Raw genomic sequence first — 22,098 nt, 5'->3', positions numbered from 1 at the left:
GAGGGCGCCGTGGCGCCCATCAATCATTTGACCCCGTGCAGATCCCGCAACTGGCTCGTGCGGCTGCCGAAGTACGCCGCCAGATCGGCGATGTCCTGATCGCTCAGGTCCTTCGCCTGCGGTGTCATCAACGCATGCTGGCGGTCACCGGCGCGGTAGGCCTGCAGCGCATGCGCCAGGTAGTCGCCATATTGCCCACCCAGCTTCGGATAGGTCGGATCGATCGGCGCATTGCCGTCGGCGCCGTGGCAATCGATGCAGCTCTGGCTGGTGGCCTTGCTCTTGACCTTGGCGCGGGCCTCACCTGCGGCTTCACGGCCGGCAGGCAGGCCCGCGGATGAAGACGATCCGTGCTCGCCGCTGGCATGGCCGGGATCTCCGGCGGATTTCTCGCTGTTCTCCACCTGTGACTGCGAGCAGGCCGCCAGCAGCAGGGCGACGGACAGGGCGATGGCGTGACGCAGTGGATGCGCGGCTTTCGACATGGGCGGGCCTTACTTGACGGTGGACAGGTAAACAGCGAGATCGGCGATCTCCTGTTCGCTGAAACTCATCGACTGTGCCTGCATCGTGGGATGCCGGCGCTTGCCCTGGCGGTACTCGGTCAGGGCCTGGGTCAGGTACTGCTGGGTCTGGCCACCGATCTTCGGCACCCGGTAGCTGGGATAGGCGTTCTTGTAACCGGTGATGCCGTGGCACCCCTGGCAGGTATAGGCCAGCACACGGCCATTGTCGAAACTGCCGGTGGGCGTGGCGGCCGCTGGCACAGGGGCCGTAGCCGGTGCCGGGGCGGGTGCTGCAGGAGCAGAAGCAGGAGCGGGCTGTGCGGCGGCCCCGAGGGGCAGGAGGACGGCCAGAGCGAGACAAGCGGCGAGCGGCTGCGGGCGCATGGTGTCTTTTCCGGGGATTCGGGTCTGGTCGTTCCGGCGTGGGGTACGGAACGACCCGAGTATAGCCTCAGGTTTCATCTAGCTGAAATGGGGTCGGCCCGACCGGCGGCGTGAAGACACCATGACCTTTGGGATATGGTGTTGCCGTGAAGTGGTGCATTACTTTGCTACCACACCTGCCCACGCATCCTCCAGGGATCTGACGATGTCGCACCGAACCTTCCTGCCCGGCCACCGCAGCGGACTCTGCGCTGCCGCGCTGCTGCTCTCCACCTCCCTGCTGCTGAGCGGTTGCGCCGCTGGGCCCAACAACGAGGCCAAGGCGGCCGAGACCAAGGACGAGAAGAAGGTCGAGGCGGTGCCGGTGGAAGTGGCCGTGGCCAGCCATCGCGCAGTGGCCGCCAGCTACACCGGAACCGCAGCACTGGAGCCGCGCGCCGAATCGCAGGTGGTGGCCAAGACCTCGGGCGTTGCGCTGGCGGTGCTGGTCGAGGAAGGGCAGCGGGTCAGCGCCGGGCAGCCACTGGTGCGCCTGGATCCGGACCGCGCGCGCTTGGCCGTAGCGCAGAGCGAAGCGCAGATGCGCAAGCTGGAAAACGACTATCAGCGTGCACAGAAGCTGGTCAGCCAGCAGCTGGTCAGTGCGGCCAGCGTCGACCAGCTGCGCTACGACCTGGAAAACATCCGCGCCCAGTACCGCCTGGCCACGCTGGAACTGTCGTACACCACCGTGGTCGCACCGATTTCCGGCGTGATCGCCTCGCGTTCGATCAAGACCGGCAACTTCGTGCAGATCAACACGCCGATCTTCCGCATCGTCGACAACTCGCGGCTGGAAGCCACCCTCAACGTGCCCGAGCGCGAGCTGGCGACGTTGCGCGCAGGCCAGCCGGTCACGTTGTCGGCCGATGCGCTGCCGGGCCAGACCTTCACCGGTGTCGTCGACCGCATCGCGCCGGTGGTGGATTCGGGCAGCGGCACCTTCCGTGTGGTCAGTGCTTTCGATGGCGCCGCGCAGTCGCTGCAGCCGGGCATGTTCGGCCGCATCCGCATCGACTACGACCAGCGTGCCGATGCGCTGGTGGTGCCGCGCCTGGCACTGCTGGACGATGGTGAGCCGGCGGTGTTCCGGGTGCGTGAGGGCAAGGTCGCGCGGGTGCCGGTCAAGCTCGGCTATGCCGAAGGACCGTGGGTGGAAATCCGTGAGGGCCTGGCCGCTGGCGACCAGATCGTCACCGCCGGCAAGGTCGCCCTGCGCGATGGCACGGCGGTGCAGGTGATCGCCGATCCGAAGGCCAAGGCGAAGACGGTAGCGACCTCGGCCAAGCCGGCAGAGAAGGCCGGGAGCACGCAATGACCGCGCCCGGCCACGACCCCGGTGCCTCGCCAGGGAGCGACGGCGCCGCCGCAGGCATGCGTGGCGGCCTGGTGGAGTTCGCCACCCGCCGTCGCGTCACCATCGCCATGTGCACGGTCACCCTGCTGCTGTTCGGCCTGATCGCGCTGGGCAACCTCAAGGTCAACCTGCTGCCCGACCTGAGCTATCCGACGCTGACCGTGCGCACCGAGTACACCGGTGCGGCGCCGACTGAAATCGAAACCCTGATCACCCAGCCGGTCGAAGAAGCCGTGGGCGTGGTCAAGAACCTGCGCAAGCTGAAGTCGGTCTCGCGCACCGGCCAGAGTGATGTGGTGCTCGAGTTTGCCTGGGGCACCAACATGGACCAGGCGAGCCTGGAAGTGCGCGACAAGATGGAGGCGCTGAACCTGCCACTGGAAGCCAAGGCGCCGGTGCTGCTGCGCTTCAATCCCTCCACCGAGCCGATCATGCGCCTGGTGCTGTCGACCAAGGCCGCGCCTGCGACCGACGAAGAAGCGATCCGTGAACTGACCGGTCTGCGCCGCTATGCCGACGAAGATCTGAAGAAGAAGCTGGAGCCGGTCACCGGCGTGGCGGCGGTGAAGGTCGGCGGTGGCCTGGAAGACGAGATCCAGGTTGACATCGACCAGCAGAAACTGGCCCAGCTCAACCTGCCGATCGACACCGTCATCAAGCGCCTGAAGGAAGAGAACATCAACATTTCCGGCGGGCGCCTGGAGGAGGGCTCGCAGCGCTTCCTGGTGCGTACCGTCAACCAGTTCGCTGATCTGGAAGAGATCCGCAACCTGCTGGTCACGACCCAGTCCGCCAACGGCAGCGCGGCCGATTCGGCGCTGCAGCAGATGTTCAACATCGCTGCTTCGACCGGCTCGGCTGCGGCGGTTGCTGCTGCGTCGGCCGCCCAGAGTGCGTCGTCCGGCGGCGCCTCCAGCGTGGTCGCCAACGGTGTGCCGGTGCGCCTGAAAGATGTGGCCACCGTGCGCCAGGGCTACAAGGAACGCGAAGCGGTCATCCGCCTGGGCGGCAAGGAATCGGTCGAACTGGCGATCTACAAGGAAGGCGATGCCAATACGGTTGCCACCGCCGAGGCGCTGCGCAAGCGCCTTGAGCAGATCAAGGCAACGTTCCCGGCCGATGCCGAACTGACCACCATCGAAGACCAGTCGCGCTTCATCGAGCACGCCATCGCCGACGTCAAGAAAGATGCGGTGATCGGCGGCCTGCTGGCGATCCTGATCATCTTCCTGTTCCTGCGCGATGGCTGGAGCACGTTCGTGATCAGCCTGTCGTTGCCGGTCTCGATCATCGCCACGTTCTTCTTCATGGGCCAGCTCGGCCTCAGCTTGAACGTGATGTCGCTGGGCGGCCTGGCACTGGCCACGGGCTTGGTGGTGGATGACTCGATCGTGGTGCTGGAAAGCATCGCCAAGGCGCGCGAACGCGGCCTCGGCATCCTGCAGGCGGCCATCGCCGGTACCCGCGAAGTGAGCATGGCCGTGGTTGCCTCGACCCTCACCACCATCGCGGTGTTCCTGCCGCTGGTGTTCGTCGACGGTATCGCCGGCCAGCTGTTCCGCGACCAGGCGCTGACCGTGGCCATCGCCATCGCGATCTCGCTGCTGGTGTCAATGACCCTGATTCCGATGCTGAGCTCGCTGAAGGGCCGGCCGCCGCTGGCATTCCCGGAAGAAGCTGCGGCCGAGCCGTGGCAGCCGCAGAGCCGCTGGCAGAAGCCGGTCGCGCTCGGCCGTCGTGGTGTGATGGCAACGATGCGCTGGAGCTTCTACGCGCTGGCGTGGCTGGTGGTGCGCCTCTGCCGCGGCGTGGCTGCAGTGGTCGGCCCGGTGATGCGCAAGGCCAGCGACATCGCCATGAAGCCGTACGCCGGTGCGGAGCGTGGCTACCTGCGGCTGCTGCCAGGTGCGTTGGCCCACCCCGGCAAGGTGCTGGGCCTGGCGGCGCTGGCGTTCGTCGGCACGATGGCACTGGTGCCGATGCTCGGTGCCGACCTGATCCCGCAGCTGGCGCAGGACCGTTTCGAAATGACGGTCAAGCTGCCGGCCGGCACGCCGCTGAAGCAGACCGATGCGCTGGTGCGTGAGCTGCAGTTGGCACACGGCAAGGGCGAGGGCGTGGCATCGCTGTATGGCGTCAGCGGCAGCGGTACCCGCCTGGATGCCAGCCCGACCGAGAGTGGCGAGAACATCGGCAAGCTGACCATCGTGATGGAAGGCGGCGGCAACCCGCAGACCGAAGCGGAGATCACCGAGCGCCTGCGTGACACCATGGGTCAGCACCCGGGGGCGCAGGTGGACTTCGCGCGGCCGGCACTGTTCAGCTTCTCCACGCCGCTGGAAATCGAACTGCGTGGGCAGGACATGGCGACCCTGGAAGTGGCGGGCCAGCGCCTGGCGGCGCTGTTGCGCGGCAATGCGCACTACGCCGACGTCAAATCCACCGTGGAAGAGGGCTTCCCGGAAATCCAGATCCGCTTCGACCAGGAGCGTGCCGGTGCGCTGGGCCTGACCACGCGGCAGATCGCCGACGTGGTGGTGAAGAAGGTGCGCGGCGATGTTGCCACCCGCTACAGCTTCCGTGACCGCAAGATCGACGTGCTGGTGCGCGCGCAGGAAACCGACCGTGCCAGCGTGGAGAGCATCCGCCGCTTGATCGTCAATCCGGGCAGCACCCGTCCGGTCACCCTGGACGCAGTGGCTGACGTGGTCGCCACCACCGGACCTAGCGAGATCCATCGTGCCGACCAGACCCGGGTTGCCGTGGTCTCGGCCAACCTGCGCGACATCGACCTTGGCGCGGCCATGCGCGAAGTGCAGCAGATGGTGTCCGAACAGCCGCTGGGCGCCGGCGTGGGCCTGCACATCGGTGGCCAGGGTGAGGAACTGGCACAGGCAGCGAAGTCGCTGATCTTCGCCTTCGGCCTGGCGATCTTCCTGGTCTACCTGGTGATGGCGTCGCAGTTCGAATCGCTGCTGCATCCGTTCGTGATTCTGTTCACCATCCCGCTGGCGCTGGTGGGCGCGATCCTGGCGTTGATGCTGACCGGCAAGCCGATCTCGGTGGTGGTGTTCATCGGCCTGATCCTGCTGGTCGGTCTGGTCACCAAGAACGCGATCATCCTGATCGACAAGGTCAACCAGCTGCGCGAGGCCGGCGTGGCCAAGCACGAGGCACTGGTGGAAGGTGCGCGCTCGCGCCTGCGGCCGATCATCATGACCACCCTGTGCACGCTGTTCGGCTTCCTGCCGCTGGCGGTGGCGATGGGCGAGGGCGCCGAGGTGCGCGCACCGATGGCGATCACCGTGATCGGCGGCCTGCTGGTGTCGACCCTGCTGACCCTGCTGGTGATCCCGGTGGTGTACGACCTGATGGACCGCCGCGGTGATGCCTATTACCGCGAACGTGGCCGCAAGCATGCCGGTGAGGGCCTGCACGGCACCGCGGGCAGTGCAGCGGGTGCGGAGGAACCGGCATGAGCATCGCCGAGTTCTCCATCCGTCGGCCGGTCACCACCATCATGTGTTTCGTGTCGCTGGTGGTGGTCGGACTGATTGCCTCGTTCCGGCTGCCCTTGGAAGCGCTGCCGGACATCTCCGCGCCGTTCCTGTTCGTGCAGATTCCGTACACCGGCTCCACCCCGGAGGAAGTCGAGCGGACCATCATCCGGCCGGTGGAAGAGTCGCTGGCGACGATGACCGGCATCAAGCGCATGCGCTCGTCGGCAACCTCCGAAGCCGCGTCGATCTTCATCGAGTTCAGCGACTGGGATCGTGATATCGCCATCGCCGCTTCCGACGCGCGCGAACGCATCGATGCGATCCGCAGCGATCTTCCCGACGACGTGCAGCGCTACAACGTGTTCAAGTGGTCCAGCAGCGACCAACCGGTGCTGAAGGTGCGCCTGGCCAGTACCACCGACCTGACCACCGCCTACGACATGCTCGACCGCGAGTTCAAGCGGCGTATCGAACGGATTCCGGGCGTGGCCCGGGTCGAGATCACCGGCGCGCCGCCGAACGAGGTGGAGATCGCGATCGATCCGAACCGCCTGAACGCCCACGGCCTGAGCATCAACGAGCTGAGTGATCGCCTGCGCACGTTGAACTTCTCGATCTCGGCCGGGCAGATCGACGACAACGGCCAGCGCGTGCGCGTGCAGCCGGTGGGTGAGATCACCGACCTGCAGGAAATGCGTGATCTGGTCATCAATGCCAAGGGACTGCGCCTGGGTGACATTGCCGATGTGCGGCTGAAGCCGGCGCGGATGAGCTACGGCCGCCGCCTGGATGGCAATCCTGCCGTCGGCCTGGACATCTACAAGGAACGCAGCGCCAACCTGGTGGACGTCTCACGCGGCGCGCTTGCCGAGGTTGAAGCGATCCGCGCGCAGGACTCGATGCGCGACGTGCAGATCAAGGTGATCGACAACCAGGGCAAGGCGGTGACCTCGTCGCTGCTGGAGCTGGCCGAGGCCGGCGGCGTCGGCCTGATCCTGTCGGTGACGGTGCTGTTCTTCTTCCTGCGCCACTGGCCGTCCACGCTGATGGTGACCCTGGCCATTCCGATCTGCTTCACCATCACCCTCGGCTTCATGTACTTCGCCGGCGTCACGCTCAACATCCTGACCATGATGGGCCTGCTGCTGGCCGTGGGCATGCTGGTCGACAATGCCGTGGTGGTGGTCGAGAGCATCTACCAGGAACGCGAGCGACTGCCGGACCAGCCACGCCTGGCCTCGATCATCGGCACCCGCAACGTTGCCATCGCGCTCAGCGCCGGCACCTTGTGCCACTGCATCGTGTTCGTGCCCAACCTGTTCGGCGAAACCAACAACATCAGCATCTTCATGGCGCAGATCGCGATCACCATCTCGGTCTCGCTGCTGGCCTCGTGGCTGGTGGCGGTCAGCCTGATTCCGATGCTGTCCGCACGCATGGCCACGCCGAAGCTGGTGCACTCGCAGACCGGCGTGATCGCGCGCCTGCAGCGTCGATACGCGCAGCTGTTGGACTGGTCACTGCGCCATCGTGGCTGGAGCCTGCTGGGCATCCTGCTGGTGGTGCTGGTCAGCCTGGTGCCGATGAAGCTGACCAAGATCGACATGTTCGGTGGTGATGGTGGCAAGGACATCTTCATCGGCTACATGTGGAAGGGCGCCTACACCTACCGGCAGATGTCCGAGGAAGTGGCCCGCGTCGAAGCCTGGGTCGAGGAGAACCGCGAGCGTCTGCACGTGCAGCAGGTCTACTCCTGGTACAGCGAGCAGGAAGGCAGTTCGACCGTGGTCACCCTGGACGAGAAGTACGCCAAGGACATCAAGGCGCTGCAGGAGGAGCTGCGCAAGGGCCTGCCGAAGTCCGCGCGCACCGACTACTTCGTCGGCAACCAGGGCGGTGATGGTGGTGGTGGCGGCAACCAGGGCGTGCAGGTGCAGCTGGTCGGCGACTCCAGCGCGATGCTGCAGGAGATCGGCCAGGAAGTCCTGCCGCTGCTGGCCCAACGCACTGAGCTGCGCGATGTGCGCATCGACAATGGCGAGAAGGGTGGCGAGCTGAAAGTGCACGTCGACCGCGAGCGTGCAGCGGCGTTCGGATTCAATGCCGAGCAGGTGGCCAGCTTCGTCGGCCTGGCGCTGCGTGGCGCGCCGATGCGCGAGTTCCGTCGTGGTGACAACGAAGTGCCGGTGTGGGTGCGCTTTGCCGGTGCCGAACAGAGCAGCCCCGAAGACCTGGCGGGTTTCAGCGTACGCACCGGCGATGGCCGCAGCGTGCCGCTGCTGAGCCTGGTCAGTGTCGACGTTGGTTCATCGGCGACCCAGATCGGCCGCACCAACCGCCAGACCACGTTGACCATCAAGGCCAACCTGGCCGAGAAGATCACCGCGCCGGACGGCCGCAAGGCCATGGAAGCAGTGCTCAAGCCGATGAACTTCCCGGCCGGCTACGGCTTCACCTTCGACGGTGGTGACTACGGCGATGACAACGAGGCGATGCAGCAGATGGTGTTCAACCTGCTGATCGCGCTGGTGATGATCTACGTGGTGATGGCCGCGGTGTTCGAATCGCTGCTGTTCCCGGCGGCGATCATGAGCGGCGTGCTGTTCTCGATCTTCGGCGTGTTCTGGCTGTTCTGGATCACCGGCACCTCGTTCGGGATCATGTCCTTCATCGGCATCCTGGTGCTGATGGGCGTGGTGGTGAACAACGGCATCGTGATGATCGAGCACATCAACAATCTGCGCCGGGGCGGGATGGGGCGTACCCAAGCGCTGGTGGAGGGTTCACGCGAGCGTCTGCGCCCGATCATGATGACCATGGGCACGGCGATCCTGGCGATGGTGCCGATCTCGCTGACCGATACGCAGATGTTCGGCAACGGGCCGGAGTATTCGCCGATGGCGCGTGCGATTGCCGGTGGCCTGGCGTTCTCGACCGTGGTCAGCCTGCTGTTCCTGCCGACCATCTATGCGGTGCTCGATGACCTGCGCAATGCGGTGGTGCGCCTGATCCAGCGCGCCCGCGGGCTGGAGAGGGTAGAGCCGGGCGCTGCCCGGCTGTAATGCACAGCAAAATGTGTTTGTGGTGGGGGGAGACCGATCGTAGTGGGGCGGTCTCCCCCTTTTTTTCATCGCCGTATCGTGTAAATGCCGTGCCAACCAGGGTTGGCACCTAGCAGCAGGGCCGAGCCATGCCCGGCGGGGCAGCGCGATCAGCTCGCCACCTTGCTCCACACCTTGCCGGCAGTCAGCCACAAGCCCAGCATGCTGCCCAGGTTGGTCAGCATGAAGGTCAGCACCACGCGGGTGACGCGGTTGCGGTACCAGCCCTTCAACGACTGTGCGTCGTCGCGCAGCTTGAGGAAATCCTCGTAGGTCGGCTTGCGCAGGCGCGCCTCCACCAGGGCCGCGAACGCACCGGTGGGGATGCTCAGGCGGAACGGCTTGAACGGCGCCACCACGATCGCGGTGAGGATGCTCAGCGGGTGGCTGCCGGCCACCAGGCAGCCCAGGCCAGCCAGGCCGCCGGTATACATCGCCCAGGTCGCCAGCAGTTCGGTGCCCACGCCCAGTCCACCACGATAGAAGCCGACACCGATGCCGGTAGCCACGATGGCCAGGATCGCGAGGGTGAACCACGGGATGTTGCGCTTCTTCGGCACCGCTTCCAGCTGCTCGCGCAACGGCGCGGCCGCCTCGGTATCGGTTTCCAGATAGCGCGCCAGGCCGGCCAGGTGACCGGCACCGACCACCGCCAGCACTTCGCGCTGCTGCGGATCATGCGCTTCACGCAGGCGCGTGGCCATATAGCGGTCGCGCTCGCCGATGATCGTTTCGTACAAGGCCGGGTTCTCGCTGGCGAACTCGCCGAAGCTCGATTCCAGCATGTCGCCCTGCTTCAGCTTCTCGATCTCGTCCTCGCCGACATCCTCGGACGAGAACAGGCCAGCGCCGAGCCCGGCCACCAGCTTCAGCTTGCCGAAGAAGCCCAGTCGCTGCGAAGCGCGGCGGAACGTCAGCCCGACTTCGCGGTCGATCAGGTGCACCGGCAGGTTGCGCTCGCGCGCCAGTTCCACCGCACGCTTCAGTTCGGCGCCGGGCTCGATGCCGAGCTGTTCGGCCAGTCGGCGCTGATAGGCCGACAGCGCGAGGTTGGCCGCGAACAGGGCCACGCGACCCTTGCGGATCACTTCCACCAGGTCCAGTTTGGCCAGCGTGTCCGGGTCGCTCAGCGCCTGCAGGCGCTGTGGGTCCAGCTCGACCGCCACCGCATCGAAACGGCCGCTGTCGATGGCTTTTTCCACTGCCTCGACGCTGGCATGGGAGACGTGGGCGGTGCCCAGCAGGGTGTAGCGCACGCCGTCGCGTTCGACAACGCGTACGGGCTGGCCGGCGAACAGATCGTCGCCGGTTTCGGGAAGGGTTTCGGTCATGGAATCATTCATTGGAAGGAGCGGAATCGGCGCCATCGCCGAGCGCGCGCTGCATCTGTACGGTGTCCAGCCAGCGGCCGTGCTTGCGGCCGAGGCCACGGAACACGCCTACCAGCTGGAACCCGAAGCGTTCGTGCAGCTTGATGGAGGCGGTATTGGTCGGCTCGCCGATCACCGCCACCATCTGTCGATGGCCGCGCGCGGTGCAGGCATCGATCAGTGCCTGCAGCAGGCCGGTGCCGACGCCACGGCCCTGGAAGCGTGCATCGACATAGACCGAGTTCTCAACGGTCCACTGGTAGGCGATGCGCGTGCGGTAGGTGTTGGCATACGCATAGCCGGCAACCTGGCCGTCGATCTCGGCCACCAGGTAGGGGAAGCCGCGGTCGATGATGTCGCGCATGCGGCGCAGCATCTCGGCCTGGTCGGGAATCTCGTACTCGTAGGTGTTGACGAAGTCGGTCACTTCCACCGCGTAGATCGCGGTGATCGCAGCGATGTCGGCAGGGCCGGCATCACGGATGAGTACGGCCATGCGCGGGCTCCGGGTCAGTCGATGTAGCGCTTGAGCAGGTCGCCGTAGGCGTCGATGCGACGATCGCGCAGGAACGGCCAGATGCGGCGCACATGCTCGCTGCGCTGCAGATCAACCTCGCACATCAGGATGGTCGCTTCGGTGCCGGCCTCGGCCAGGAACTCGCCCTGCGGGCCCAGCACGTGGCTGTTGCCCCAGAACTGGATGCCCGAGGCGCCCAGCGGCGACGCTTCATGGCCCACGCGGTTGCAGCTGAGCACCGGCACGCCGTTGGCCACGGCATGGCCACGGTGGCTCAGCACCCAGGCGTCGCGCTGGCGGGTCTTCTCGTCCTGCACGTCATCCGGGTCCCAGCCGATCGCGGTGGGGTAGAGCAGCAGTTCCGCACCGGCCAGCGCCATCAGCCGCGCCGCTTCCGGGTACCACTGGTCCCAGCACACCAGCACGCCAAGGCGGCCGACCGAAGTGTCGATCGGCTTGAAGCCGATGTCGCCCGGGGTGAAGTAGAACTTTTCGTAGAAACCCGGGTCATCGGGAATGTGCATCTTGCGGTACTTGCCCAGCAACGTGCCGTCCTTCTCGAAGACCACGGCGGTGTTGTGGTACAGGCCGGCAGCGCGGCGCTCGAACAGCGAGCCGACTAGAACCACGCCGTGCTTCTTCGCCAGCGCGCCCAGGCGCTCGGTGCTCGGGCCCGGGATCGGCTCGGCCAGGTCGAATTCATCGACCGATTCGTGCTGGCAGAAGTAGGGACCGTTGTGCAGTTCCTGCAGCAGCACCAGCTTCGCGCCCTGTGCCGCAGCGTCGGCAACACGCGCTTCGATCACCGCCAGGTTGGCGGCGGCATCACCGTGGTTGCGCTCCTGGATCAGGGCGACGGTAAGAGGGCTGCGCGAGTTCATGCGGGGCGATCCTGCGGGGGGAAAACCCGCATGTTAACGCGGATGCGGCATGACAGCGTGTTGGCTGCTGAATGGTGCACGCAACCGGTAGCGCCGGGCCATGCCCGGCGGATTTTCCAGATGCCGCTGCGCTCGCCGGGCATGGCCCGGCGCTACCGCGTGGCTTACGCCTTCAACAACCCGGCCGGCAGCTGCATGGTGATGCAGTGCAGGCTGCCGTTCTGCCAGATCAGCGAGCGGCAGGGCACCTGTACGATCTCGCGGCCCGGGTGGGCCTGTGCCAGCACATCACGGGCCAGGTCGTCGGCCGGGTCGCCATAGGCCGGCATCAGCACCGCGCCGTTGACGATCAGGTAATTGGCATACGAAGCAGCCAGGCGGCGGCCTTCATCGATCACCGGCTTTGCCCACGGCAACGGGAACAGCCGGTACGGCTGGCCGTCACGCGTGCGCAGTGCGGCCAGCTCGGCACCCATCGCCTGCAGTTCGGCGTAGTGCGAATCGCTGGCGTCGTCGCAGGCCTGGTAGACGATGCTGTCGGCCGAGGCGAAGCGGGCGAGGGTGTCGATATGGGCGTCGGTGTCGTCGCCTTCCAGGTAGCCATGATCCAGCCACAGCACGCGTTCCTGCTGCAGCCAGTTCGCCAGGTCGGCGCTCAGGCTGTCGCGGTCACGGTCGGGATGGCGCTCGTGCAGGCACTTCCAGGTGGTCAGCAGGGTGCCCTCACCATCGGTCTCGATGCCGCCGCCTTCCAGTGCGAACGGAATGCTGCGCACCGCCGCATCGTTGAACACGCCGGCCTGGTCGAGCACGCCAACCAGCTGGTCATCGAGGGTGGCATCGAACTTGCCGCCCCAGCCGGTGAAGCGGAAGTCCAGCAGCTGGAAGCTGCCGTCGGCGCGGCGCAGGGTGATCGGGCCCGAATCACGCAGCCAGGTATCATCGTACGCGGCGGTGGTGAAGTGGACCTTGTCCATGTCGATGCGGTTGGAGCGCAGCCGCATCTCGGCATAGGTCTCCACGTCATCGTCGGCCACGCAGATCAGCACCGGCTGGAAGCGGGTGATCGCCGCAACGAGGGCGATGTAGGTCTCTTCCACCTGGCCCAGGCGGTCGGCCCAGTCGGTGTCGGCGGTGGGCCAGGCAATCAGGACGCCGCTCTGGGCTTCCCATTCGGCAGGAAAACGAAGGGTCTGGTTCATGGTCTCGCTACACGCGCCCGCCGGTGGCGGGCATGGGGGTCAACGGATCGGCGGCTTGGGGCCGATTTCGTTCGGATCCGCCTGGTTTGCCACTACGTCGATCACCTTCTGCTTCTCGAAGTAGACGGTGAACTGCGGGTACACCCAGCGGTGGATGGTCGGCCATTGCCGTTTCTGTCCGCCGCGCGGCTGCAGCTGCTCTGCCGGCGCGCCGAACTGGGACTGCACCTGCTGCATGCTCTGGCCGCGGGCGGGCAGGGCGCCGGCCGGCTTCTCGCGGGCGCGGTCGACAAGCAGGGTATCGGCCAGCGCCGGGGTGGCGGCAGCCAGGGTGGCCAGTACGGCCAGGGTGCACAGGTAACGCGTCATCTCGATCTACTCCCCAGTGGTCAAGAACAGCGATTACAGCAAAAACGGCAGGAAAAAACCGCATAAACAAAAAACCGCCCGAAGGCGGCTTTTTGCATCGGGTCGGCCCCGCGTGGGGCCAGCCGCGGTCACAAGGACCGTTGGGCTTAGCGCTGACGCGCCTTGAAACGCGGGTTCGACTTGCAGATGACGAAGATCTTGCCACGACGACGCACGACCTTGCAGTCACGGTGACGGGCCTTCGCCGACTTCAGGGAGGACAGAACTTTCATGGCATACCTCGGCGTAAACAGTAGTTGTTCGGGTGGAGCGTGGCCGCGATATGCGAAAGACAATCGGCAGTTGACGCTCGTTCAAGCCCGCCATTCTACCGGGCTTTTCCCCATGGTTTCAAGTGGTTGCACAAATGGCCCGTTGCGGGGTGTCTGGCAGGGGCTAGAATGGCCCCTTCACACGCGCAAGGACCCCCATGAATCCACTCGTTCCCGTCCTGACCATCGACGGCCCATCAGGGGCCGGCAAGGGTACCATCAGCCGCATCGTGGCGCGCCGGTTGGGCTGGCACTACCTGGATTCGGGCGCTCTGTACCGTGCCGTCGGCGTGGCGGCCAGCTGGGCCGACATCGACACCTCCGATGCCTCCGCGCTGGTGCGCTGCACCTTTGACACCCATGTCCAGTTCGTCGAGCAGGGCGATGGCATGCGGGTCCTGGTCAATGGCACCGACGCCACCGACGAGCTGCGGCTGGAGACCACCGGGGCGCTGGCGTCGGCGATTGCCGCCATTCCCGAGGTCCGGGCCGCCCTGAAGGAGCGCCAGCGCGCATTCAGGATGGAGCCGGGACTGGTCGCCGACGGCCGCGACATGGGCACCGTCATCTTCCCGGACGCCCCCTACAAGGTCTTCCTGACCGCCAGTGCCGAGGAGCGCGCCGAGCGCCGGCATAAGCAGTTGAAAGACAAGGGGGTTTCTGTTAACTTTGAAGACCTCCTGCGCGAGATCATGGCCCGCGACGCCCGTGATGCTCAGCGTACCGTGGCGCCCCTGAAGCCGGCAGACGATGCTGTCCTCATCGACACCACAGGCATCGGCATCGAAGATGTCGTTGCCAGAGTGATGGATCTGCTTCCGGTTCCGGCTGCCTGATCCGTTCGCGCGGGAGCTCTGCCAGCAGCATCGGTGGAGGTCGCGCATCTGCAGTGCTGTAAAAGCTCCGTCGCGCAATGATGCGTGGCGGTTTTCCTACTTCCACACACGACCTGCATTTCCGGGGTCGACCAACAGGCGGGCGGCAGCCATTCCCTGAAGGGAAGCCAGCCGACCCATGTGTCCAACAGAGTAAATCTAATGACCGAATCATTTGCCGAACTGTTTGAAGCCAGCCAGGCCAACCTGGCCAAGCTGAAGCCGGGCGCCATCGTCAGCGGTACCGTTGTTGAAGTCCGCGGCGACGTCGTGGTGATCAACGCCGGGCTGAAGTCGGAAGGCATCGTGCCGATCGAACAGTTCCGTAACGACGCTGGCGAAATCGATGTTGCCGAAGGCGACATCGTCAAGGTCGCCCTCGACTCGATCGAGAACGGCTTCGGTGAAACCGTCCTGTCGCGCGAGAAGGCCAAGCGCGCGATGGTGTGGGACGAGCTGGAAGAAGCGTTGGAAAAGAACGAAACCATCACCGGTCGCATCAGCGGCAAGGTCAAGGGTGGTTTCACCGTGGACATCAAGGATGTCCGCGCCTTCCTGCCGGGTTCCCTGGTCGATGTGCGCCCCGTGCGCGATCCGGCCTACCTGGAAGGCAAGGAGCTGGAATTCAAGCTCATCAAGCTTGACCGCAAGCGCAACAACGTCGTGGTCTCGCGCCGCGCTGTCGTCGAAAGCGAGCACTCGGAAGAGCGCGAGCAGCTGATGGACAAGCTGCAGGAAGGCGCGATCCTGAAGGGTGTCGTCAAGAACCTGACCGATTACGGCGCATTCGTGGACCTGGGCGGTATCGACGGCCTGCTGCACATCACCGACATGGCATGGAAGCGCGTGCGCCATCCGTCCGAAGTCGTGAACGTCGGCGACGAGCTGGACGTGCGCGTGCTGAAGTTCGACCGCGAGCGCAACCGCGTTTCGCTGGGCCTGAAGCAGCTGGGCGAAGATCCGTGGGATAACATCGCCCGTCGTTACCCGGCCAACAGCCGCGTGTTCGGCAAGGTCTCCAACGTCACCGATTACGGCGCATTCGTCGAAATCGAGCCGGGCGTCGAAGGTCTGGTGCACGTTTCCGAGATGGATTGGACCAACAAGAACGTCAACCCGTCCAAGGTTGTGCAGGTCGGTGACGAAGTTGAAGTCATGGTCCTGGACGTCGACGAGGAGCGTCGCCGCATCTCGCTGGGCATGAAGCAGGTTGCCGCCAATCCGTGGGAAACCTTCGCTGCCACCCACAAGAAGGGTGACAAGGTGTCGGGCCAGATCAAGTCGATCACCGACTTCGGCATCTTCATCGGTCTGGACGGCGGCATCGACGGCCTGGTTCACCTGTCCGACATCAGCTGGGCGACCACTGGCGAAGACATCGTTCGCAACTTCAAGAAGGGCGACAACCTGGACGCAGTGGTCCTGGCCGTCGATCCGGAGCGCGAGCGCATTTCGCTGGGCGTCAAGCAGCTGGAGCAGGATCCGTTCGGCCAGTACATGGCGACCAATCCGAAGGGCTCCAAGGTCGAAGGCGTGGTGAAGGAAGTCGACGCCAAGGGCGCGATCATCGAGCTGTCCGACGGCATCGAAGGCTATGTTGCAGCTCGCGACATCGCCAACGAGCGTGTCGACGACGCGACCCAGCACCTGAAGGTCGGCGACAAGGTTGAAGCCAAGTTCGTGGGCATGGATCGCAAGGGTCGTACCCTGCAGCTGTCGATCAAGGCCAAGGACGACGCTGAAATGCGCGAAGTGCTGGAGGAATACCAGTCCTCTTCGGCTTCCAGCGGCACCACCCAGCTGGGCGCGCTGCTGCGTGCACAGCTGAACGGTAACAAGTCCGAGTAATATCGGCCTTACGCTGTTCGTTGTTTCCTGGACGGCCCGGGCACTGCCCGGGCCGTTTCAGGCTGAGATGCCCCTGATGTGAGCCGGTAATGACCAAATCCGAACTGATCGAAATCCTCGCGCGCCGGCAGGCGCACCTGAAGGCCGATGATGTCGATCTGGCGGTCAAGTCATTGCTGGAAATGATGGGGGGCTCACTGTCGGCCGGCGATCGCATCGAGATCCGCGGCTTTGGCAGCTTTTCGCTGCACTACCGTCCGCCGCGCCTGGGTCGCAACCCGAAGACCGGCGAATCGGTTGCCCTGCCGGGCAAGCATGTCCCTCATTTCAAGCCAGGCAAGGAATTGCGCGAGCGGGTCAGCAGTGTGCTGCCGCTGGACGCAGATCCGGCCTGAGCCGTCCGTCGCGCGACTTCGTGCGAATCCCACCACGAGTCGGATAAGCTACGGCCTCCTGCCAATGGAGCTGTCGCATGAAAGTTTTTCGTCTGCTGGTCCTGCTGGCGGTTCTCATCCTTGGTCTGATCATCGGTGCGGTCAACATGACGGCCATGTCGATCAACCTGCTGTTTACCCAATTGAACACATCCGTCGGCGTGGCGCTGATTGCCGCCCTGCTGATCGGTGTCGTGGTCGGTGCTGGCCTGGTGCTGGTAAGCGTGGTCATTCCGCTCTACAGCCAGCTGCGCCGTGCCAACAAGTCGGCGGCTGCCCCGTCGGCGCCGGTGGCCCCCTCCCAATCGTTTGATGGACGTTGATCGAAGATGGAATTCGTTTCCGAGTGGTTCTGGTTCTTCCTCTGTCTTCCGTTGGCGGCGCTGGCCGGCTGGGTGATCGGACGTCGCGGCGGTCAACGCCACGGTGACAACCAGGTCAGCCACCTGTCCAGCACCTATTTCCGTGGCCTGAACTACCTGCTCAACGAGCAGCCGGACAAGGCCATCGAACTGTTCCTGCACATCGCCGAGCTGGACAAGGAAACCTTCGAGACCCAGGTCGCGTTGGGTCACCTGTTCCGTCGCCGTGGTGAAGTGGACCGCGCGATCCGTCTGCACCAGGGCCTGGTCAACCGCCAGGACCTGAGCGACGCGCAGCGTGTGCAGGCCCTGCTGGCACTGGGCGAGGACTACATGAAGTCCGGCCTGCTGGACCGTGCCGAAACGGTGTTCACCGAACTGGCCCAGCTGGACCAGCGCGCACCGCAGGCGCTCAAGCACCTGATCGGCATCTACCAGGCCGAGCGCGACTGGGAAAAGGCGATCGACAACGCTACCCGCTTCGAAGATGTCACCGGCGAGCCGATGGGCAAGCTGATCGGGCAGTTCGAATGCGAGCTGGCCGAGCGCTTCCGTGGCGCTGGCAAGCTGGAAGAGGCGAGGGCAGCCATTGCCCGCGCTTACCAGGCCGATGCCATGTCGGTCCGTGCCGGCATCATCGAGGGCCGCCTGGAAACCGATGCAGGCAACGCCGAGGCCGCCGTGCGTGCCTTCGAACGCGCTGCCCGCAACGATCCGGAGTACCTGCCGGAAGTGCTGCCGGCGCTGATGGAGAACTACCGCAAGGTCGGTGACCTGGGTGGCGCGCGCGCCTTCCTGTCCGAGATGACCGAGCATTACCGCGGCATCGCCCCGGTGCTGGCGCTGACCCGCCTGATGGAAGAGCAGGAGGGTGTCGCACCTGCCCGCGCCTATCTTGGCCGCCAGCTCAAGGATCGCCCGTCGGTGCGTGGCGAATCGGCACTGATCGACCTCACCCTGGCCGAGGGCGCAGATTCCACTGCCACCCTGCACGACCTCAAGCACATCACCGACCAGTTGCTGGTGCGCAATCCCGCCTACCGCTGCACCCGCTGTGGATTCGGCGCGCGCACCCACCACTGGCAATGCCCGAGCTGCAAGGAGTGGGGCACGGTCAAGCCGCTGTTGAATTACGCGGTGCTCTGAACCATGCCGTGGCTTGTGATGGCCGCGCTGCTGGGCCTGGCCCTGCTCAGCGCGGCGTTGACCTGGGCGGCGCGCGTGTATGCCCTGCGCAGGCAGTTGCTGGATCAGCCTGGCGAGCGTCGCAGCCACAGCGTCGCCACCCCGCGTGGTGGCGGTATCGCCATCGTGATCAGTCTGCTGGTTGCGGCGGCCGTGGCCGCCTGCGTCTGGCCGGACGCTGCAGTCAGCCTGGCTGTCGCCAGCCTTGGTCTGGCCCTGGTGGCCGGCATTGGCTGGTGGGATGACCATCGGCCGCTACCGGCCATGCGCCGCTTGCTGGTGCATTTCCTCGCCGCCGCCTTGTTGGCGGGGCTGGTCAAGATGCATGGGGGCAGCTGGCTGTTGAGCCTGCTGGTGCTGTTCTTCACCGCATCACTGATCAACATCTGGAACTTCATGGATGGGATCAACGGGATTGCCAGCAGTCAGGCGGTCATCGTTGCGCTGGGCTTCGCCACCGTGCTGCCCTGGCCCTATTCGCTGGTAGCCGTTGTTCTTGGCCTGGCGTGCCTGGGTTTTCTGCCATTCAATTTCCCGCAGGCGCGGATCTTCATGGGTGATGTAGGCAGTGGCGCGCTGGGCTATGCCGTGGCGGCGGTGCTGGCCGTCGCTGCAGTGCACACCGACATCAACTGGATCCTGCTTCTGCTGCCGTTATCGGCCTTCCTTGTGGACGCGGGCTTCACGCTGTTGGCGCGCATGCTTTCCGGGCAACGCTGGATGGAACCCCACACCCAGCACGTCTACCAGCGCGCGGTCCAGGCAGGAGCCAGCCATGCCCAGGTGACAGGGATGTACTTTGTTCTGGGCCTGTTCAGTATTACAGTGTTCAATATCTGCACCAATTTGCAGCCGAGGTGGGAGGCTGCCGTAGCGGTCGCGTGGTTTGCCGCGTTGACCCTGCTGTGGCTACTCCTGCGCAATGGATTGCGCCACCGATAAGGAATTACTCGATCTATGTCTTCACCCTGGCGGGACAGAATCCTCGGTCTGATGCCGCGTACGGCCATCGTCTGCCACGACTTGTTCATGGTATGGGCGTGCTGGCAGCTGCTGCATGCAGGTCGTTACTCGATCCTTGCCGACGCTCCTGCATTGCCGCTGTGGAACGTGGACACCACGCTGGTGCTGGCGCTGCAGGGCCTGGTGTTCTGGCGTATCGGTCTCTATCGCGGGCTGTGGCGCTTTGCCAGCGTCAGCGACCTGCTGAACATCTTCAAGGCCAGCTTCATCGGCCTGATCGCCATCGTTCTGGTGCTGGCCTGGAAGCGCTTCAACGGCGTGCCGATGTCGGTGCTGGTGATCTATCCGTTCGCACTGTCGGCACTGCTGGGCGCGCCGCGCCTGTTGTACCGGGCGTGGAAGGACTACCAGTCGCTGCAGTCCGATTCGTCCGCGCGCCGCGTGCTGATTCTCGGCGCCGGCCAAGCCGCTGAGACCCTGGTGCGCGACCTGCGCCGATCCGGCAATTTCGAGCCGGTCGGCCTGCTTGATGATGCACCGCACCTGCGTGGCGCCAAGCTGCAGAGCCTGCCGATCCTGGGCACGCTGGACGACGCACCGGCGGTGGCCCGTGAGACCGCGGCCAAGCTGCTGGTGATTGCCATGCCCTCGCTGGATGCCGTCGGTATGCAGCGCGTGGTGGCCATCTGCGAGAGCACCGGTATTCCGTTCCGCACGGTGCCCAAGCTCAGCGACATCCTGCAGGGACAGTCGCTGCCGGGCCAGTTGAAGGAAGTGGCGATCGAAGATCTGCTCGGGCGTAAGCCGATCATGCCGGACTGGAACCTCATCCGCGGCTGGTTGGGCGGGCGCACGGTGATGGTGACCGGTGCCGGTGGCTCGATCGGGTCCGAGTTGTGTCGCCAGTGTGCGCGCCATGGTGCCGGACGTATCGTGCTGCTGGAGATCAGCGAACTGCTGCTGTTGACCATCGAGGGCGAGCTGCGCCGCAGCTTCCCCGACGTCGAGATCGAAGCCGTGCTCGGTGACTGTGGCGATCCCGCGGTCATCCGCCATGCGCTGTCGCTGCATCCGGTCGACACCGCCTTCCATGCCGCTGCCTACAAGCATGTGCCGGTGCTGGAGCGTCAGCTGCGCGAAGCCGTGCGCAACAACATCCTGGCCACCGAGAACGTGGCCCGAGCCTGCCTGGAAGCCCGCGTCGAGCACTTTGTGTTCATTTCGACCGACAAGGCGGTGGACCCGGTCAATGCGCTGGGTGCCAGCAAGCGCTATGCGGAAATGATCTGCCAGAGCCTGGACCAGAAGTCCACGCACACCCGTTTCGTGACCGTCCGTTTCGGCAACGTGCTGGCGTCGGCCGGCAGCGTGGTGCCGTTGTTCCGCGAGCAGATCCTCAAGGGCGGCCCGGTCACGGTGACCGATCCGGAGGTCAGCCGCTATTTCATGACCATTCCCGAGGCATGCCAGCTGATCCTGCAGGCGGCCGCGTCGGCGTCGCACGGGGCTATCTATACGTTGGACATGGGCGAGCCCGTGCCGATCCGGGTGTTGGCCGAACAGATGATCCGCCTGGCCGGCAAGCAGCCCTACAAGGACATCCCGATCATCTACACCGGCATGCGTCCGGGCGAGAAGCTGCACGAGACGCTGTTCTATTCCGACGAGGACTACCGGCCGACCGCGCACCCGAAGATCCTGGAAGCCGGCGTACGTGCGTTCTCGCGTGACATCGTGCTGGGCAACGTGCCGAAGCTGCGCGAGGCGATTGCCAGGTACGACATCGATACAATCCAGGAAATCCTGTTCGCGACCATGCCGGAATTTTCGCCAATCGAACAGGATGCTTACATTTCTTCCGCTAAGGTTGTGCCCTTTCCGGCACGTGAGGCCAGCAGGCACCAATGAGCAAGCGCATTCGCAAGGCGGTATTTCCAGTAGCAGGTCTGGGCACGCGTTTTCTTCCGGCAACCAAGACGGTGCCGAAGGAGATGCTGCCGATCATCGATCGGCCGCTGATCCAGTACGCCGTGGATGAGGCGATCGAAGCGGGCTGTGACACCCTGGTGTTCATCACCAACCGTTACAAGCACGCTGTCGCCGACTATTTCGACAAGGCCTACGAGCTGGAGCAGAAGCTCGAGCGCGCGGGCAAGCACGAGCAGCTCGAACTGATCCGCCATGTGCTGCCGGAAGGCGTGCGCGCGATCTTCGTTACCCAGACCGAGGCTCTGGGCCTGGGCCATGCGGTGCTGTGCGCCAAGGCGGTCATCGGTGACGAGCCGTTTGCAGTGCTGCTGCCGGATGATCTGATCTGGAACCGCGGCGCGGGTGCGCTGAAGCAGATGGCCGACCTCAACGAGGCCAGCGGTGCCAGCGTCATCGCCGTGGAAGATGTGCCACACGACAAGACGGCCAGTTACGGCATCGTCGCCACCGATGCGTTCGATGGCCGCAAGGGGCGTATCTCGCAGATCGTGGAGAAGCCCAAGCCGGAGGACGCGCCGAGCGATCTGGCAGTGGTGGGCCGCTACGTGCTGAGCCCGAAGATCTTCGAGTTGCTTGAGCAGACCCGGACCGGTGCCGGTGGCGAGATCCAGCTGACCGATGCGATCGCCGAACTGCTGAGAACCGACGAGGTTGATGCCTATCGTTTCGAAGGCACCCGTTTCGACTGTGGCACCCATCTGGGGCTGGTCGAGGCGACAATTCGTTTTGCGCTGGACAACCCGAAGCTGGCCGGTCCGGCGCGCGAGAAGCTGACGGCGATGCTGGCGGAATAAGGGTTTTATCAAGCGCTCCGTGCAGCGCCTCCCGGCATAGGTGGGGAGGCGGGGGCGGGCCGCTGCAGGACACGCCGTGAACCCATCCATGGGGGCTCGTAGGCGCCATCC

General features: G+C 65.1%; 18 protein-coding genes and 1 pseudogene. 11 read left to right on the top strand and 8 right to left on the bottom strand.

Annotated features, from left to right (window positions below; translation table 11 throughout):
- Nucleotides 1-23: 23 nt before the first annotated feature.
- Nucleotides 24-485, bottom strand: coding sequence for a cytochrome c (locus tag GIW57_RS20435; protein WP_099821251.1), 462 nt, complete (start codon nucleotides 483-485; stop codon nucleotides 24-26).
- Between the two features lie 9 nt (nucleotides 486-494).
- On the bottom strand, nucleotides 495-890 hold the full coding sequence (locus GIW57_RS20430; RefSeq protein ID WP_089240512.1) for a c-type cytochrome: 396 nt from the start codon (nucleotides 888-890) through the stop codon (nucleotides 495-497).
- 205 nt (nucleotides 891-1,095) lie between these two features.
- On the opposite strand from GIW57_RS20430, the gene GIW57_RS20425 reads away from it, so the two are divergent.
- The 3 genes and pseudogenes from GIW57_RS20425 (at nucleotide 1,096) to GIW57_RS20415 (ending at nucleotide 8,848) form a co-directional block, all read left to right on the top strand.
- Nucleotides 1,096-2,247, top strand: a complete 1,152-nt coding sequence (locus tag GIW57_RS20425; protein ID WP_100465064.1) for an efflux RND transporter periplasmic adaptor subunit — start codon at nucleotides 1,096-1,098, stop codon at nucleotides 2,245-2,247.
- 62 nt (nucleotides 2,248-2,309) lie between these two features.
- Nucleotides 2,310-5,765, top strand: a pseudogene (locus GIW57_RS20420) (efflux RND transporter permease subunit); the annotation flags it as partial.
- Nucleotides 5,762-8,848 (top strand): efflux RND transporter permease subunit, encoded by a 3,087-nt coding sequence (locus GIW57_RS20415; RefSeq protein WP_236512546.1) that lies wholly within the window; start codon nucleotides 5,762-5,764, stop codon nucleotides 8,846-8,848. The pseudogene GIW57_RS20420 and the gene GIW57_RS20415, both read left to right, overlap by 4 nt.
- Before the next feature lie 149 nt (nucleotides 8,849-8,997).
- On the opposite strand, the gene GIW57_RS20410 is transcribed toward GIW57_RS20415, so the two are convergent.
- The 6 genes from GIW57_RS20410 to ykgO all read right to left on the bottom strand — a co-directional run bounded on the left by GIW57_RS20410 (nucleotide 8,998) and on the right by ykgO (nucleotide 13,498).
- Entirely contained in the window at nucleotides 8,998-10,230 is a 1,233-nt protein-coding gene (locus GIW57_RS20410) for a TraB/GumN family protein (protein WP_236512544.1), read from the bottom strand.
- The gene (locus GIW57_RS20405) at nucleotides 10,223-10,753 is read right to left on the bottom strand and encodes a GNAT family N-acetyltransferase (protein ID WP_089240522.1); all 531 of its coding nucleotides are present in this window, start codon (nucleotides 10,751-10,753) and stop codon (nucleotides 10,223-10,225) included. The genes GIW57_RS20410 and GIW57_RS20405 overlap by 8 nt, the downstream gene beginning before the upstream one ends.
- A gap of 14 nt (nucleotides 10,754-10,767) precedes the next feature.
- Nucleotides 10,768-11,655 (bottom strand): carbon-nitrogen hydrolase, encoded by an 888-nt coding sequence (locus GIW57_RS20400; RefSeq protein WP_099821258.1) that lies wholly within the window; start codon nucleotides 11,653-11,655, stop codon nucleotides 10,768-10,770.
- A 164-nt stretch (nucleotides 11,656-11,819) separates the two neighbouring features.
- On the bottom strand, nucleotides 11,820-12,857 hold the full coding sequence (locus tag GIW57_RS20395; RefSeq protein ID WP_100465082.1) for an agmatine deiminase family protein: 1,038 nt from the start codon (nucleotides 12,855-12,857) through the stop codon (nucleotides 11,820-11,822).
- A gap of 39 nt (nucleotides 12,858-12,896) precedes the next feature.
- Nucleotides 12,897-13,226: a hypothetical protein gene (locus GIW57_RS20390; protein ID WP_100465084.1), complete on the bottom strand. Its 330-nt coding sequence runs from the start codon at nucleotides 13,224-13,226 to the stop codon at nucleotides 12,897-12,899.
- A 146-nt stretch (nucleotides 13,227-13,372) separates the two neighbouring features.
- On the bottom strand, nucleotides 13,373-13,498 hold the full coding sequence (gene ykgO, locus GIW57_RS20385; RefSeq protein ID WP_005409283.1) for a type B 50S ribosomal protein L36: 126 nt from the start codon (nucleotides 13,496-13,498) through the stop codon (nucleotides 13,373-13,375).
- Between the two features lie 197 nt (nucleotides 13,499-13,695).
- Here ykgO and cmk point away from each other — a divergent pair, with 197 nt between their 5' ends.
- From cmk to galU, 8 genes are all read left to right on the top strand, one after another.
- Nucleotides 13,696-14,373 carry a (d)CMP kinase gene (gene cmk / locus GIW57_RS20380; RefSeq protein WP_025875034.1) on the top strand — a complete coding sequence of 226 codons (678 nt, stop codon included), beginning with the start codon at nucleotides 13,696-13,698 and terminating at the stop codon, nucleotides 14,371-14,373.
- A 201-nt stretch (nucleotides 14,374-14,574) separates the two neighbouring features.
- Complete coding sequence (rpsA, locus tag GIW57_RS20375; RefSeq protein WP_025875032.1) at nucleotides 14,575-16,260, top strand: 30S ribosomal protein S1; 1,686 nt, start codon at nucleotides 14,575-14,577, stop codon at nucleotides 16,258-16,260.
- Nucleotides 16,261-16,349: 89 nt separating this feature from the next.
- A complete protein-coding gene (locus GIW57_RS20370; protein WP_005409286.1) occupies nucleotides 16,350-16,655 on the top strand; it encodes an integration host factor subunit beta in 306 nt (101 codons plus the stop codon).
- A gap of 77 nt (nucleotides 16,656-16,732) precedes the next feature.
- Nucleotides 16,733-17,017, top strand: a complete 285-nt coding sequence (locus tag GIW57_RS20365) for a lipopolysaccharide assembly protein LapA domain-containing protein (protein ID WP_025875021.1) — start codon at nucleotides 16,733-16,735, stop codon at nucleotides 17,015-17,017.
- Between the two features lie 6 nt (nucleotides 17,018-17,023).
- Entirely contained in the window at nucleotides 17,024-18,202 is a 1,179-nt protein-coding gene (lapB, locus tag GIW57_RS20360) for a lipopolysaccharide assembly protein LapB (RefSeq protein WP_032977571.1), read from the top strand.
- A 3-nt stretch (nucleotides 18,203-18,205) separates the two neighbouring features.
- Entirely contained in the window at nucleotides 18,206-19,183 is a 978-nt protein-coding gene (locus tag GIW57_RS20355; protein ID WP_236512542.1) for a glycosyltransferase family 4 protein, read from the top strand.
- A 15-nt stretch (nucleotides 19,184-19,198) separates the two neighbouring features.
- Nucleotides 19,199-21,112: a nucleoside-diphosphate sugar epimerase/dehydratase gene (locus GIW57_RS20350; RefSeq protein WP_162292010.1), complete on the top strand. Its 1,914-nt coding sequence runs from the start codon at nucleotides 19,199-19,201 to the stop codon at nucleotides 21,110-21,112.
- Nucleotides 21,109-21,987, top strand: coding sequence for a UTP--glucose-1-phosphate uridylyltransferase GalU (galU, locus tag GIW57_RS20345; RefSeq protein WP_236512540.1), 879 nt, complete (start codon nucleotides 21,109-21,111; stop codon nucleotides 21,985-21,987). The genes GIW57_RS20350 and galU overlap by 4 nt, the downstream gene beginning before the upstream one ends.
- The last annotated feature ends 111 nt before the right edge of the window (nucleotides 21,988-22,098 follow it).

Origin of the sequence: Stenotrophomonas sp. PA-6-5C, assembly GCF_021605635.1 — a bacterium.
GTDB classification, from domain to species: domain Bacteria; phylum Pseudomonadota; class Gammaproteobacteria; order Xanthomonadales; family Xanthomonadaceae; genus Stenotrophomonas; species Stenotrophomonas lactitubi.
Note: the sequence above shows the minus strand (reverse complement) of the source record. Positions and strands in the feature narration are given on the sequence as shown.